This window comes from Streptomyces sp. NPDC055243 (genome assembly GCF_044544025.1).
Taxonomy (GTDB): domain Bacteria; phylum Actinomycetota; class Actinomycetes; order Streptomycetales; family Streptomycetaceae; genus Streptomyces.
Genome location: NZ_JBITWR010000012.1, coordinates 47,014 through 60,232, shown reverse-complemented (window position 1 = coordinate 60,232; position 13,219 = coordinate 47,014). Strand labels below are relative to the sequence as shown.

10 protein-coding genes are annotated in these 13,219 nt (G+C 72.7%); 9 read left to right on the top strand and 1 reads right to left on the bottom strand.

The features are described 5' to 3' along the window. Window positions 1–19 precede the first annotated feature (19 nt). From ACIGXX_RS30565 to ACIGXX_RS30535, 7 genes are all read left to right on the top strand, one after another. A complete protein-coding gene (locus ACIGXX_RS30565) occupies window positions 20–856 on the top strand; it encodes a MetQ/NlpA family ABC transporter substrate-binding protein (protein WP_351164883.1) in 837 nt (278 codons plus the stop codon). Window positions 857–858: 2 nt separating this feature from the next. Continuing rightward, complete coding sequence (locus ACIGXX_RS30560) at window positions 859–1,692, top strand: MetQ/NlpA family ABC transporter substrate-binding protein (protein ID WP_399980397.1); 834 nt, start codon at window positions 859–861, stop codon at window positions 1,690–1,692. A gap of 135 nt (window positions 1,693–1,827) precedes the next feature. Then, a complete protein-coding gene (locus ACIGXX_RS30555; protein WP_361463237.1) occupies window positions 1,828–2,472 on the top strand; it encodes a GNAT family N-acetyltransferase in 645 nt (214 codons plus the stop codon). Between the two features lie 135 nt (window positions 2,473–2,607). Then, window positions 2,608–3,819 (top strand): precorrin-6y C5,15-methyltransferase (decarboxylating) subunit CbiE, encoded by a 1,212-nt coding sequence (gene cbiE / locus ACIGXX_RS30550; protein ID WP_361463239.1) that lies wholly within the window; start codon window positions 2,608–2,610, stop codon window positions 3,817–3,819. Between the two features lie 354 nt (window positions 3,820–4,173). Then, window positions 4,174–8,175 carry a nicotinate-nucleotide--dimethylbenzimidazole phosphoribosyltransferase gene (gene cobT / locus ACIGXX_RS30545; protein ID WP_399980393.1) on the top strand — a complete coding sequence of 1,334 codons (4,002 nt, stop codon included), beginning with the start codon at window positions 4,174–4,176 and terminating at the stop codon, window positions 8,173–8,175. Between the two features lie 188 nt (window positions 8,176–8,363). Further along, complete coding sequence (gene cobA, locus ACIGXX_RS30540; RefSeq protein ID WP_351164875.1) at window positions 8,364–9,596, top strand: uroporphyrinogen-III C-methyltransferase; 1,233 nt, start codon at window positions 8,364–8,366, stop codon at window positions 9,594–9,596. Window positions 9,597–9,701: 105 nt separating this feature from the next. Next, window positions 9,702–10,520 (top strand): RNA methyltransferase, encoded by an 819-nt coding sequence (locus ACIGXX_RS30535; protein WP_351164874.1) that lies wholly within the window; start codon window positions 9,702–9,704, stop codon window positions 10,518–10,520. Here ACIGXX_RS30535 and ACIGXX_RS30530 read toward each other — a convergent pair. Continuing rightward, window positions 10,511–11,854, bottom strand: a complete 1,344-nt coding sequence (locus ACIGXX_RS30530) for a serine/threonine-protein kinase (RefSeq protein WP_351164873.1) — start codon at window positions 11,852–11,854, stop codon at window positions 10,511–10,513. The genes ACIGXX_RS30535 and ACIGXX_RS30530 overlap by 10 nt on opposite strands. A 195-nt stretch (window positions 11,855–12,049) precedes the next feature. On the opposite strand from ACIGXX_RS30530, the gene ACIGXX_RS30525 reads away from it, so the two are divergent. Together ACIGXX_RS30525 and ACIGXX_RS30520 are read left to right on the top strand one after the other, a co-directional pair. Further along, a complete protein-coding gene (locus tag ACIGXX_RS30525; RefSeq protein WP_351164872.1) occupies window positions 12,050–12,316 on the top strand; it encodes a hypothetical protein in 267 nt (88 codons plus the stop codon). Between the two features lie 198 nt (window positions 12,317–12,514). Continuing rightward, the gene (locus ACIGXX_RS30520; protein ID WP_351164871.1) at window positions 12,515–12,721 is read left to right on the top strand and encodes a hypothetical protein; all 207 of its coding nucleotides are present in this window, start codon (window positions 12,515–12,517) and stop codon (window positions 12,719–12,721) included. Window positions 12,722–13,219: the final 498 nt, after the last annotated feature.

Below are 13,219 nucleotides of genomic sequence, written 5' to 3'. Positions count from 1 at the left end.
ATGGAGAAAGGCACTTTTCGTGCGTAACACCGCCAAGATCACCACCGCTGTCCTCGCCACCGGAGCCCTCACCCTCGGTCTCTCCGCCTGCGGCTCCGACAAGGGCTCCGCCGCGGGCGACAAGGACGGCAAGCTCATCGTCGCCGCGACCCCGACGCCGCAGGGCGAGATCCTCGACTACGTCAAGGCGAACCTCGCCAAGAAGGCCGGCCTCGACCTCGAGGTCAAGGAGTTCACCGACTACGTCACGCCGAACACCGCCGTCCAGCAGGGCGAGGTCTTCGCGAACTACTTCCAGCACAAGCCCTACCTCGACGACTTCAACAAGAAGAACGGGACGGACATCGTGCCCGTCCCGAACGCGACGGTGCACCTGGAGCCGCTCGGCGTCTACTCCAAGAGCGTCAAGAAGCTCACCGACCTCAAGAGCGGTGCCACGGTCGCCCTGCCGAACGACACCACCAACGAGGCCCGCGCGCTCAAGCTCCTCGCCGACAACGGCCTGATCGAGCTCAAGAAGGGCGTCGGCTACGAAGCCACCCCCAAGGACGTCGCGAAGAACCCGAAGAACCTCAAGTTCAAGGAGCTCGAGGCCGCCCAGGTGCCCCGCTCCCTCGGTGACGTCGACGCCGCGGTGATCAACGGCAACTACGCCCTTGAGGCCAAGCTCAGCCCGGCCAAGGACGCCATCGTCGCCGAGCCCGCCAAGGACAACCCCTACGGCAACTTCCTGGCCGTGAACAAGGGCGACGAGAACGACCCGCGCGTGAAGAAGCTCGCCAAGCTCCTCACCTCGCCCGAGGTCAAGAAGTTCATCGACGACAAGTACGACGGTGCCGTCGTCGCGGCGTTCTGATCATGCGTACGCCCGTCATCGCGGCCGCCGCGGGAGCACTGGCCCTCACCCTCACCCTCGGCCTGACCGCCTGCGGCAGCGAATCCGGCTCGGGAGGCGCCGACGGTGACAAGCTCGTCGTCGGCGCCACCCCGACCCCGGCCGGTGAAGTCCTCGCGTACATCAGGGACAACCTCGCGAAGAAGAAGGGACTCGACCTCCAGATCACGGAGTTCACGGACTACGTCACGCCGAACACCGCGCTCCAGGAGGGCTCCCTCGACGCCAACCTCTACCAGCACACCCCGTACTTGGAGGACTTCAACAAGTCCAAGAAGACGGAGCTGACGCCGGTGACCGGGGTCTATCTGCCGCCGATGGGGGTGTACGCGAACAAGGCGAAGGACGTCACCGAGCTGCCCGCGGGGGCGACCGTCGCCGTTCCGAACGACACCACCAACGAAGGCAGGGCGCTCGAACTCCTCGCCTCCAAGGGCGTCATCGGGCTCAAGAAGGGGGCCGGTTCGACCGCGACCCCCGAGGACATCACGTCCAACCCGAAGAAGCTCACCATCAAGCCGCTGGAACCCGCCCAGCTGCCCCGCTCCCTGGAAGACGTCGAAGCCGCGGTCATCAACAACAACTACGCGCTCGACGCCGGACTCAGCCCCAAGAAGGACGCCATCCTTCTGGAGTCGCCCAAGGACAATCCGTACAACAACGTGCTCGCCGTCAAGAAGGGCGACGAGGACGATCCCCGGGTCGAGAAGCTGGCCGAACTGCTCACTTCACCCGAGGTGAAGCAGTTCATCGAGGACAAGTACAAGGGCTCGGTCCTGCCCGTCGAAACGAGCTGACGCACAGTCCGTTTCCGCCCTCACCACGGGGTCCTCTCCTGATGAAGGAGCGGACCCCGTGGTGCGTTTGCGCGCCGACATGCTGCATGCTGGGCACTTCAGCAGGCCCGAGGGTTCCAGGTTACGGAGCAGCGCATGACTACCACCTTGCCCGACATCTCCATCAGCACGGAGCGGTTGGTGCTGCGCCCGTTCGAGGAAGCCGACGTCTGTGCGTACGCGGAGATGATGAACGACGAGATGGTCACCGCCTGGACCTCCGCGCCCCAGCCCTACACCGAGGACGACGCCCGCGACTGGATCACCCGGGTCGCGCCCGCCGAGCGCACCGAGGGCCGCGGAATCGCCCTGGCCGTCACGGAGTTCCTCACCCAGCGCCTGGTCGGCATCGTGCAACTGCGGGACATCGACTGGCGGGTGCGCTCCAGCGAGCTCAACTACGTCGTCGCCCCCTGGGCCCGCGGCGAGGGTTACGCCTCGGAGGCGGCGCTCGCCACCGCCCAGTGGCTCTTCAACGACCAGCGCTTCGAGCGCATCGAGCTGCGCACCGCCGCCGACAACACCGCGGCCCAGCAGGTCGCGCAGAAGATCGGCTGCATCAGCGAGGGAGTCCTGCGGGGCGCCTGGATAGCGCGTACGAGGAACGGCGGGGACCCGTTCGGCGGCTGGATCGACGTCCGGACCGACCTCATCGTGTGGAGCCTGCTCCCCGAGGACCTGGAAGGCGTCGGAGAGCAGCTCGCCGACAGCGGGTTCAGCGCCTACTCCGACTGGAACTGACCCCCCAAGCACCTCGGGGCCCCACCAGGTACGCTCGCCCCTGGCCGCACACGGTTGCCCCCTGCACACGACGCCCGGCCCCCTCAGACGACCCGCGAGAACGCACACCCGCGAGAACCCAGGAGACAGACGACGATGGCCGACCGCGTCACGGTGATCGGCTGGGACGGCTCGCCGCTGACCGCCACCGCGCGCTCGGCGCTCGGCGCCGCCACCCTCGTCGCGGGCGCCGCCCACCACCTGGCGCTCACCGAGGTGCCACCGGCCGCCGAACGCATCCGCCTGGGCAGCGTGAGCCTGGCCGCCCGCCGCATCGCCGCCCACCGCGGCACCGCCGTGGTCCTCGCCGACGGCGACCCCGGGTTCTTCGGCGTCGTACGCACCCTGCGCGCCCCCGAATTCGGCCTCGAGGTCGAAGTGGTGCCGGCCGTTTCCTCCGTGGCCCAGGCCTTCGCCCGCGCCGGGATGCCCTGGGACGACGCCCAGGTCGTGGTCGCCCACCCGCGCACCCTGCGCCGCGCGGTGAACGTCTGCCGCGCCCACACCAAGGTCGCCGTGCTCACCTCGCCCGGCGCGGGCCCCGCCGAGCTCGGCCTGCTGCTGCAGGGCGTGCACCGCACCTTCGTGATCTGCGAGGAGCTCGGCACCGAGCGCGAACAGGTCACCGTCCTCACCTCCGACAAGGCCGCCGACCACACCTGGCGCGACCCGAACGTCGTCATCGTCATCGGCGGCCCGGTCGCCGCCTCCGACACCGGCTGGATCGCGGGACGCGACCCGGGCACCCCGCGCGGCTGGGCCCTGCCCGCCCCCGCCTACGGAGGCGAGGCCCAGCTCGGCGAGGGCGAGAGCGACCGCCTGCGGGCCGCGCAACTCGCCCGTATCGGCCCGCGCGTGGGCGACCTGGTCTGGGACATCGGCTGCGGCAGCGGCGCCTTCACCGCGGAGGCGGCGCGGTTCGGCGCCGCCGTCATCGCCGTCGACGCCGACCCCGACGCCTGCGCCCGCACCACGGCGGTCGCCCGCCACTTCGGCGTCCAGCCGCAGATCGTGCACGGCACGGCGCCGCACGTCCTCGAAGACCTGCCCGAGCCCGACGTCGTACGCGTCGGGGGCGGGGGAGCCGCAGTGGTCTCCGCCGTCGCCGACCGCCGTCCGGCGCGCATCGTGACGCACGCGTCGACCCGTGACGCCGCCGAACTCATCGGCAGGGGCCTGACGGAGCACGGATACGCGGTCGAATGCGCCCTGCTCCAGTCCGTCGAACTCGACACGCGCGCGTGGACGGAACGGGAGCGGACCGTCGTCTTCCTGCTCTCCGGACAGTTGCCCGATCGCGCCCCGTGACCCTGCTGCCGCACGGTGCGGGGTAGGCTGGCCGATCGTTGTACCGCACCCGAGTGTCCGGCAAATAGTTGGTCAATGTCCGGAAAGCTCGCCCGTTTTGGGGGGTGTGTGGTACGGCAGGACCGGAGGGCGCGCAACGTGGCGCAGCCCACAGCGGGCCGTTGCGGATCAAGCCGCCGCGGCGGCGGGCCACCCGGGACAATGCCTGTTGTCCGTACGCGGTTCGTGCCGCGCGGCGCGCACGCTCGTTGAGGTTGACGGGCGGTTGGTGCGCCGCTCCGGGCAATGGGGCTTCCCCGGCCTAAGGCTGAGGGGCGGTCGAAGAAGCACTAACCGATGGGCGAGGGGTTACGCATGACCGACACCGGCCAGGTCTCGGGCGAGGGACTGCCGGAGAACGCAGGCATGGTGGAGCAGCCGGGCGTCCCCGCCCCGGGTGCGTACACCTACCTCGACCCCTCCGAAAATCCCGGCGAGAGCGTCGCCCCCGCAGACGATGACGATTTGCTCCTCATGCCGGGCGCCCAGGGTGCCTGGAGCGAGCCGCACTCGGCCGCGCCGCAGCAGGCAGGCCCGGAGCAGCCGGTGGCCGCCCAGCACGCGGGCGCCCAGGGCGGGACCGCGCAGCACGGCGTCGCTCAGCCGGTGGGTGCGCAGCCCGGGGGTGCCCAGCACGCGGCCGTCGGTCAGTCCGCAGGCCGGCCCGTAGGTCAGCAGAACGCGGGCGCGCCTGTCGGTGACCCGTCCTTCGCGAACCAGTACGCCGCGGGCCAGCCCGTGGCCGACCCGGCCATGGCGGAGCAGTCCGCCGCCGGCCAGTCCGCCGGTGGCAGGCACTCGGCCGATCAGTCGTCGGGCGGCCGGCCCCTCGTCGGCCAGCACGCCGCAGGACCGCAGGCCGTGCACCAGCCGGGTCCGCACGAGACCGCCGGGCGCGACAGCGGCTCGGTCGACCTGAACGGCGTCCAGCTGCCCGGCGCGCCCACGCCGGCGCCCGCATCGCACCCCGGCGCCTCCCGCCGCCCGCTCCACCGGGGGCCTTCGGGTCCCGCCGTGCCCGACGGCACGGGCAGTCCCGTACGGTCCCTCGCCGACCGCGGCCCGGCCGGTGCCCCGCAGCACGCCGTGCCCGTGCGGCACGCGGGGCCGCCGACCGTGGGGCCCGAGTACCTCGACATCCCGCGTGACGGGGAAGGGATGCTGCCGGGTCCGCAGCTCGGTGAGATCACGCCGCAGGGCGCGACGCCGTGGACGACCCAGCCGCAGCACGCCCAGGCCGCGCAGGCCGCACAGCCCGTCGCACCAGCAGAAACGGTCGTCCCGGACGCCACACCCGTAACAGAGGGCACGCAGACAGAGGGCGCGCAGGACGCACCGGCCGCGCAGGACGCACAAGGAGCGCAGGACTCGCCCGGCGCCGAGGCCCCGCAGCCCGCGCCGGCCACCGACATGCCCCAGCCCGTGGCGACGGACCCCGCGGCCCCGGTCGCCGAGCCGCCCGCTGCCGCCTTCCCGCAGGCCGCTGAGGCCGCCGACCCCGCGATCGCGCAAGGCACCGAGGCGGACGACCAGTTCGCGCACGCCGTCGCCGAGACCGGACAGCCCGCGTTCGCCGTGGACGCCGAGCAGCCGTCGGGCGCGGAGGCCTCCGCGCCCGCCCCGGAAGCGAGCCAGGAGCTGCCGCCCACCGCCGACGCGGAGCAGCCGTCCGCGCAGGGACAGTCCGCGCACGCGGGCTCCGGTCAGCCGCAGTTCGCCATGGCCGGCGCGCAGCCCTGGTCGGACGCGCCGCTCGCGGCCGCCGGGCACACGGTCCAGGGCCCCCTCATCCCGCAGGCGCCTCAGGCCCCGCAGGCCCCGCAGTACGCGGAAGCCCCCGCGGGCCAGGCGCCCCACGGCGAGGCACTCCCGGGCGACCCGAACCAGCCCTACGCGGAGCCCCAGGCGCCCGCGCCGCTGGGCCAGTTCGTGCCGGTCGAGGGGTCGGTGCCGACCACGCCCCACCTGGCGCCGACGCCCCCGCACGCCCTGTCCGTGCCCCCGGAGCACTTCGATGCGCCGCTGCCCGAGGCCTCCGAGGCGCAGCCGGAGCCCGCCGCCGAGGCCGAGGCCCCCGCGCCGGACGCCGTACCGGCAGCCGAGGTCCCGGAGGTGCCGTCCGCCCAGGAGGCCCCGGAGCCCCCCGAGGCACCGGAAGCCCAGGAGCCCTCGACCCTTCTCGAAGCCGCGGAGGCCCCCGAGCCCGCGGCCACCGTGCCCGCGCCGCGTGACGGCCAGGAGCCCGCGGCGGCGACTGCCACGTCGGAAGCGCCGGAAGCGCCGGAAGCGTCGGCAGCGCCAGAACCCACGCAAGCAGTCGAAGAGCCCGTGGCCGATGCGCCCGAGCAGACGGAGACGGCAGCCGAGCCCACGCCCCTCCTGGTGATCGACGAACCCGCGGAAGCCGAAGCGGAAGCAGCGGCAGCGGCAGCGACAGCGGCCGTGCCCGACGCCCCCGAGCCCGCGGCCGTAGCCGAGGCCGGGCCCGCCGAGGTGACCGAGGCCGCCGAACCGGCGGAAGCCGCGGACGAGGCCGTCCCGGCGGAGCCCGTCAGGGAGCCGGAGCCCGCCCAGCAGTCGCAGGCGCCGGCCGCCCCCGCCTACGACGACGCCGAGCGCGAGGCCGTCCTGCGCGTCATGCGTGAACGCCGCGACATCCGCAACGGCTTCCGCAGCGACGCCATCCCGCACGAGGTCCTGCTCCGCGTCCTGGAAGCGGCCCACACCGCGCCCTCCGTGGGCCACTCGCAGCCCTGGGACTTCGTCGTCATCCGCTCGGCCGAGACGCGCCGCACGATGCACGAACTGGCCATGCGCCAGAAGGACGCGTACGCGAAGTCGTTGCCCAAGGGCCGCGCGAAACAGTTCAAGGAACTGAAGATCGAGGCCATCCTCGACACCCCGGTGAACATCGTCGTCACCGCCGACCCGACCCGCGGCGGCCGCCACACCCTGGGCCGTCACACGCAGCCGCAGATGGCTCCGTACTCCTCGGCGCTCGCGGTCGAGAACCTGTGGCTGGCGGCGCGCGCCGAAGGCCTGGGTGTCGGCTGGGTCAGCTTCTTCGACGAACGCGAGATGGTCAGAACGCTCGGCCTGCCCGAGCACCTCGAAGTGGTGGCCTATCTCTGTGTCGGATACGTCGACGAGTTCCCGGAGGAGCCCGAGCTGATGCAGGCAGGCTGGTCCAAGCGCCGCCCGCTCTCCTGGGTGGTCCACGAGGAGACGTACGGCCGCCGTGCCCTGCCCGGCGAGGAGCCGCACGACCTGCTCGCCGAGACCGTCTCCAACATCCGCCCGCTGGACGCCAAGGCGCTCGGCGAGGCCTGGGAGCGGCAGAAGCGGATGACGAAGCCGCCGGGCGCGCTCGGCATGCTGGAGATCATCTCCGCGCAGCTCTCCGGCCTGTCCCGGCAGTGCCCGCCGCCGATCCCGGAACCCGCGGCCGTCGCGATCTTCGCGGGCGACCACGGTGTGCACGCCCAGGGCGTCACCGCCTGGCCCCAGGAGGTGACCGCGCAGATGGTCGCCAACTTCCTCGGCGGCGGCGCGGTCTGCAACGCCTTCGCCAACCAGGTGGGCGCCGAGGTCTGCGTCATCGATGTGGGCGTGGCGAGCGAACTCCCGGCCACCCCCGGCCTGTTGCCCCGCAAGATCCGCGCGGGCACGGCCGACATGACCACCGGCCCCGCGCTGAGCCGCGAGGAGGTCAAGGCCGCCATCGAGGTGGGCATCGAGACCGCCCGCGACCTGGTGGCCGCGGGCAACAAGGCCCTGCTCACCGGCGAGATGGGCATCGCGAACACGACGGCGTCCGCGGCCCTCATCTCCGTCTACACGGACACCGACCCGGGCGAGGTCACCGGCCGCGGCACCGGCATCAACGACGAGATGCACAGCCGCAAGGTCGAGGTCGTGCGCCGCGCCCTCGACCTGCACCAGCCCGACCCGGCCGACCCGATCGGCGTCCTCGCCGCGATCGGCGGCCTGGAGCACGCGGCGATGGTGGGCCTGCTGCTCGGCGGCGCATCGCTGCGTACGCCCGTGATCCTGGACGGCGTGAGCGCCGGCGCGGCGGCCCTGGTCGCCCGCGCCATCGCCCCCGAGGTCCTCGCGGCCTGCATCGCGGGCCACCGCAGCGCGGAGCCGGGCCACGTGGCGGCCCTCAACAAGCTGGGCCTGCGCCCCCTGGTCGACCTCGACCTCCGCCTTGGCGAGGGCACCGGCGCCCTCCTTGCCCTCCCGGTGGTCCAGAGCGCGGCCCGCGCGATGCACGAGGTGGCCACGTTCGACTCGGCAGGAGTAACGGAGAAGTAGCCGCACCGGCACAGGGGTGGGCAGGGCGTCACGCAGGCCGTGCCCACCCTTCGCCGCTGTGTCTGTGCCCACGGTCCGCAGACGTACAGGGGCCGTAAAGTAGTCCCACACCCAGAACCCGCACGTCAGCGCCGCTCCACCGCCGAAGCGGCAGCGCACGCAGCGCCCCGCACGAGGAGCCACCCGCCATGGCCGAAAGCCCCGCCTACCCCGTAGGCCTCCGTCTCACCGCCCGCCGCACGGTAGTGCTCGGCGGCGGCCAGGTGGCCCAGCGCCGTCTGCCCGCCCTGATCGCGGCGGGCGCCGACATCACCCTCGTGTCGCCGACGGCGACCGCCTCGGTGGAGGCGATGGCGGACGCGGGCGAGATCACCTGGGAGCGCCGCCGCTACGAGCACGGCGACCTCACGGACGCCTGGTACGCGCTCATCGCCACCAGCGACCCCGAGGCCAACACGGCGGCCTCCGCGGAAGGCGAGGCGCACCGCGTCTGGTGCGTGCGCTCGGACGACGCCGACGCCGCCACCGCTCTGACCCCCGCGACGGGCCGCTCCGCGGGCGTCACGGTCGCCGTCCTCACCACGGACATCCACGACCGCGACCCCCGCCGCACCGCCGCCATCCGCGACGCGCTCGTCGAGGGTCTGAGCGACGGAACCCTCGTGGCGCGCCAGCACCGCGCCCGCACCCCCGGCGTCGCCCTCGTCGGCGGCGGCCCCGGCGACCCGGACCTCATCACGGTCCGCGGCCGTCGGCTGCTCGCCGAGGCGGACGTGGTCATCGCCGACCGGCTCGGCCCCCGCGACCTGCTCGACGAACTCCCGCCGCACGTCGAGGTGATCGACGCCGCGAAGATCCCGTACGGCCGGTTCATGGCGCAGGAAGCCATCAACAACGCCCTCATAGAGCACGCGAAGCAGGGCAAGTCGGTGGTCCGACTGAAGGGCGGTGACCCCTTCGTTTTCGGGCGCGGCATGGAAGAGGCGCAGGCGCTCGCCGAGGCGGGCATCTCCTGCACGGTGGTCCCCGGCATCTCCAGCTCGATCTCGGTGCCCGGCGCCGCGGGCATCCCCGTCACGCACCGCGGTGTCGCCCACGAGTTCACCGTGGTCAGCGGCCACGTGGCCCCGGACGACGAGCGCTCCCTGGTGGACTGGCCGTCGCTGGCCAAGCTGCGCGGCACCCTGGTGATCCTGATGGGCGTGGACAAGATCGGCAGGATCGCCGAGGCGCTCACCGCGCACGGCCGGTCGCCCCAGACCCCCGTCGCCCTGATCCAGGAGGGCACCACCGCGTCCCAGCGCCGCGTGGACGCCACGCTCGCGACCGTCGCCGCCGAGGTCGCCGCCCACGAGGTGAAGCCCCCGGCCGTGATCGTCGTCGGCGACGTGGTGAACGTGGGTCCGGGCGCCCCCGCGTAACCACCCCGAGCCCGCGCGTAACCCTCCGAGCCCGCGCGTAACCATCGGTAACCCAACCCGCCCCGAGGCGTTGGCACCACACCCAGGACAAGGCAGTATCACCCTGTGGCTGATCTCATCACCGTTGACGACCCCACCGACCCGCGCCTGCGCGACTACACGGGCCTGACCGACGTCGAACTGCGCCGCAGGCGCGAGCCCGCCGAGGGCCTCTTCATCGCCGAGGGCGAGAAGGTGATCAGGCGCGCCAAGCAGGCGGGCTACGAGATGCGCTCGATGCTGCTCTCGGCGAAGTGGGTCGACGTCATGCGGGACGTCATCGACGAGGTCCCGGCACCGGTGTACGCGGTCAATCCCGACCTGGCCGAGCAGGTCACCGGCTACCACGTGCACCGCGGCGCCCTCGCCTCGATGCAGCGCAAGCCGCTGCCGACGTCGGACGAACTCCTCACCAGGGCGCGCCGCGTCGTCGTCATGGAGTCGGTCAACGACCACACCAACATCGGCGCGATCTTCCGCAGCGCCGCCGCCCTGGGCATGGACGCGGTCCTGCTCTCACCGGACTGCGCGGACCCCCTCTACCGCCGCTCGGTGAAGGTCTCCATGGGCGCGGTCTTCTCCGTCCCCTACGCCCGCCTCGAATCCTGGCCCAAGGGCCTGGAGGGCGTACGCGAGGCGGGCTTCAACCTGCTCGCGCTCACCCCGGACGAGAAGGCGAAGACCCTGGACGAGGCGGCGCCCCACCGGATGGACCGGGTCGCGCTGATGCTCGGCGCGGAGGGCGACGGCCTGTCCACGCAGGCGCTGGTCGCCGCGGACGAGTGGGTCCGCATCCCGATGGCCCACGGCGTCGACTCCCTGAACGTGGGAGCGGCGGCCGCGGTCGCGTTCTACGCGGTGGCGACGGGCCGCCCTCAGCTCTGAGAGGTCCGCCCGGCCCCAGCGCCCGGCCCCGGGTCCTGCCGCTGGCTCTGGCTCTGCTGCACGTCGCGCACATCGTGCGCGCCGCTGCCGCCGAGCCCGCGCGCGGGCCCCTGACACCCCTGGGCCGCCGCGATCCCCAGGGCCACGAGCAGCGTCACGACCACGAACACGAAGAGCCGCTGGCGCAGCAGCCGCGGGTTGGCGGGCCGCCGCGGACCGCCGGAGCGCGTCGTGTTCCTGGCAGGCCCGGGACGTGACCCGGGCCGCGAGGAACTGGACCCCGGCCGCGAGGAATTCGGCCGCGAGGAACCCGTGCGCGAGGAACCGGTCCGCGAAGATCCCGATCCCGTCCGCGAGGAGCCGGTCCGTGACGAACCGGTGCGCGGCGGGGGAGTGCCCTGCGGGTGACGCCGCTGGGTGCGCTGGTCCGCGTACTCCTCGGCCATCCGCCCCGTCGGCCGGTCCTGGTCCTGCCGGGGCGCGGGCGGCCGCGGCTCGGTCAGGCCCTGTGCCTCGCGGGCCGCGATCTCCTTGAGCCTGAGCGACAGTTGGAGCGTGCTGGGACGCTCCTCCGGGTCCTTGGCGAGGCAGGCCCTGATCAGCGGCGCGAGCGCGTCGGGAACCCCGCCGAGCTGCGCCTCCTCGTGGACGACGCGGTAGAGCATGACCTCTGAACTGCCATGACCGAAGGGCGAGTCCGCCATTCCCGCGTACGCCAGCGTGGCTCCGAGGGCGAACACGTCCGTGGCGGGCGTGACGGCGGCGCCGCGCACCTGCTCGGGCGCGAGGAAGCCGGGCGAACCGACGGCGGTGCCCACATGGGTCAGCGTCGAGGCGCCGGTGGCCCAGGCGATGCCGAAGTCGATGATCCGCGGCCCCTTCGGGGACAGCAGGATGTTCGACGGCTTCAGGTCGCGGTGCACGACACCGGCTTCGTGTACGGCGACGAGGCCCTCGGCCAGCGCCGAACCGACGACCGCCACATCGGCCGCGGAGAGCGGCCCCTCGGCGGCGACCTTGTCGTGCAGGGAGGGCCCGGGAACGTACTGCGTGGCGAACCACGGCCGGTCGGCGTCGAGATCGGCGGCCACGAGCCGCGCGGTGCAGCCGCCGCGGATGCGCCGGGCCGCGGAGACCTCCCGCGCGAAGCGCGAACGGAACTCCTCGTCCTCCGCCAGATCGGGCCGGATCACCTTGAGGGCGACGCGCTGCCCCCGCCGGTCCGACCCCAGGTAGACGACACCCATGCCGCCGGCGCCCAGCCGCCTGTGCAGTCTGAACGAGCCGACGACACGCGGGTCCTCGCGCCGGAGCCGCATCATCGCCATGTCCATCCCCGCTGCCCGGTCCGTTGTCGTGCCACAGCTTACGTTTCCGTGGCCGGGCAGGTGCAGAGGCCGCGCCCTCGCGGCCCGACCGATTGTCAGTGCCGGGTGGGAAACTTGAAGAGTGGTCAGGGCGCCGGGGGAGAGCGGCCGTTGTGCGGGGTGTCCTCCCCAACCATCCATCGCTGAAGGGGGATTGATCCCGTGAAGGGTGATCGCGTGGAGATAGTCGTGGACGCCGGGGACACGACACGGACGTACGAGGTGGTGGCGAGCCGGGCGGGCCGCCGGGTGGAGACGGCGGTGCGCAGAGGGGTGGTCGAAGTGAGCGAAGTCACCCGTAGCGGCTCCGTGGTGCGGACGGCACGGTTCATGGCGACCCGTGTGCTTGCTCTGGTCGAGCAGCCCGTCCCTCGGGAGGACACGTCCGAGCAGGCCGTCCGTCCCCTCCGGGAAGACCCTGAGACCTAGGACCCCGTCTCCACCCATGGGAGTACATGACCGACGATCGGTCATCCTCCGGGAGGCCCGGCAATCGGTACGAGGGCATGACGCCCCCGACCTCCGGCGCACCTAAATTTGAAGTCAAGCGGCGGGTGCAGCACTCGTCCCCCGAGGTCAGACACCCGCCGCTGCCATATTCATACAGACTCGGTCAGGAGAGGAACCATGGCGGACACGGCACCGCGGACGATGATCCGCACGCAGGGACGTAAGGCTTTCGCCACGTTCGGCGTCCGCCCGTCCGGCACGCGCCACCCCTTGGTGGCGACGGCCATGGTTCTTCCCCTGGCGGCCCTGCTGGTGGTCGTCTTCGGCGGCTGGGAAGCAGTGGTCACACAGGCGTCGTCCGTGGGCGTGATGCTGGGGCGCTGAGCGGCGCCCCGGGCCCGGATGAGCGGTCCGGGCGGGGACATCCGGCCAGGAAACCCCGTGGGGACGGGGGTGCGGCGGACGGCACGAGAAATGCCCGCGCAGCTGGGGAGCTGCGCGGGCACTTCTTTGCGCCGGGTGCTCTGCGGAGATGTTCTCGGGCGCCGCACATCACCGGCTGCGCCGAGCTCGTCCTCAAGCGCCGGACGGGCTGAGATTGTCCCCTGCCGTCGCGTCTGTCCTGAGCGCCGGGTGGGCTGGGGGCTGGTCCGCCGCCGAGGTCGTCCTCGCGGTGGGGGAGCTGTGGGGATGTCTTGGGCGCCGCACTTCACCGGCTGCGTCGAGTTCGTCGTCAAGCGCGGGATGGGTTGAGATTTTCCCCGGCCGTCGCGTCTGTCCTGAGCGGCGGGTGGGCTGGGGGCTGGTCCGCCGCCGAGGTCGTCCTCGCGGTGGGGGAGCTGTGGGGATGTCTTGGGCGCCGCACTTCACCGGCTGCGTCGA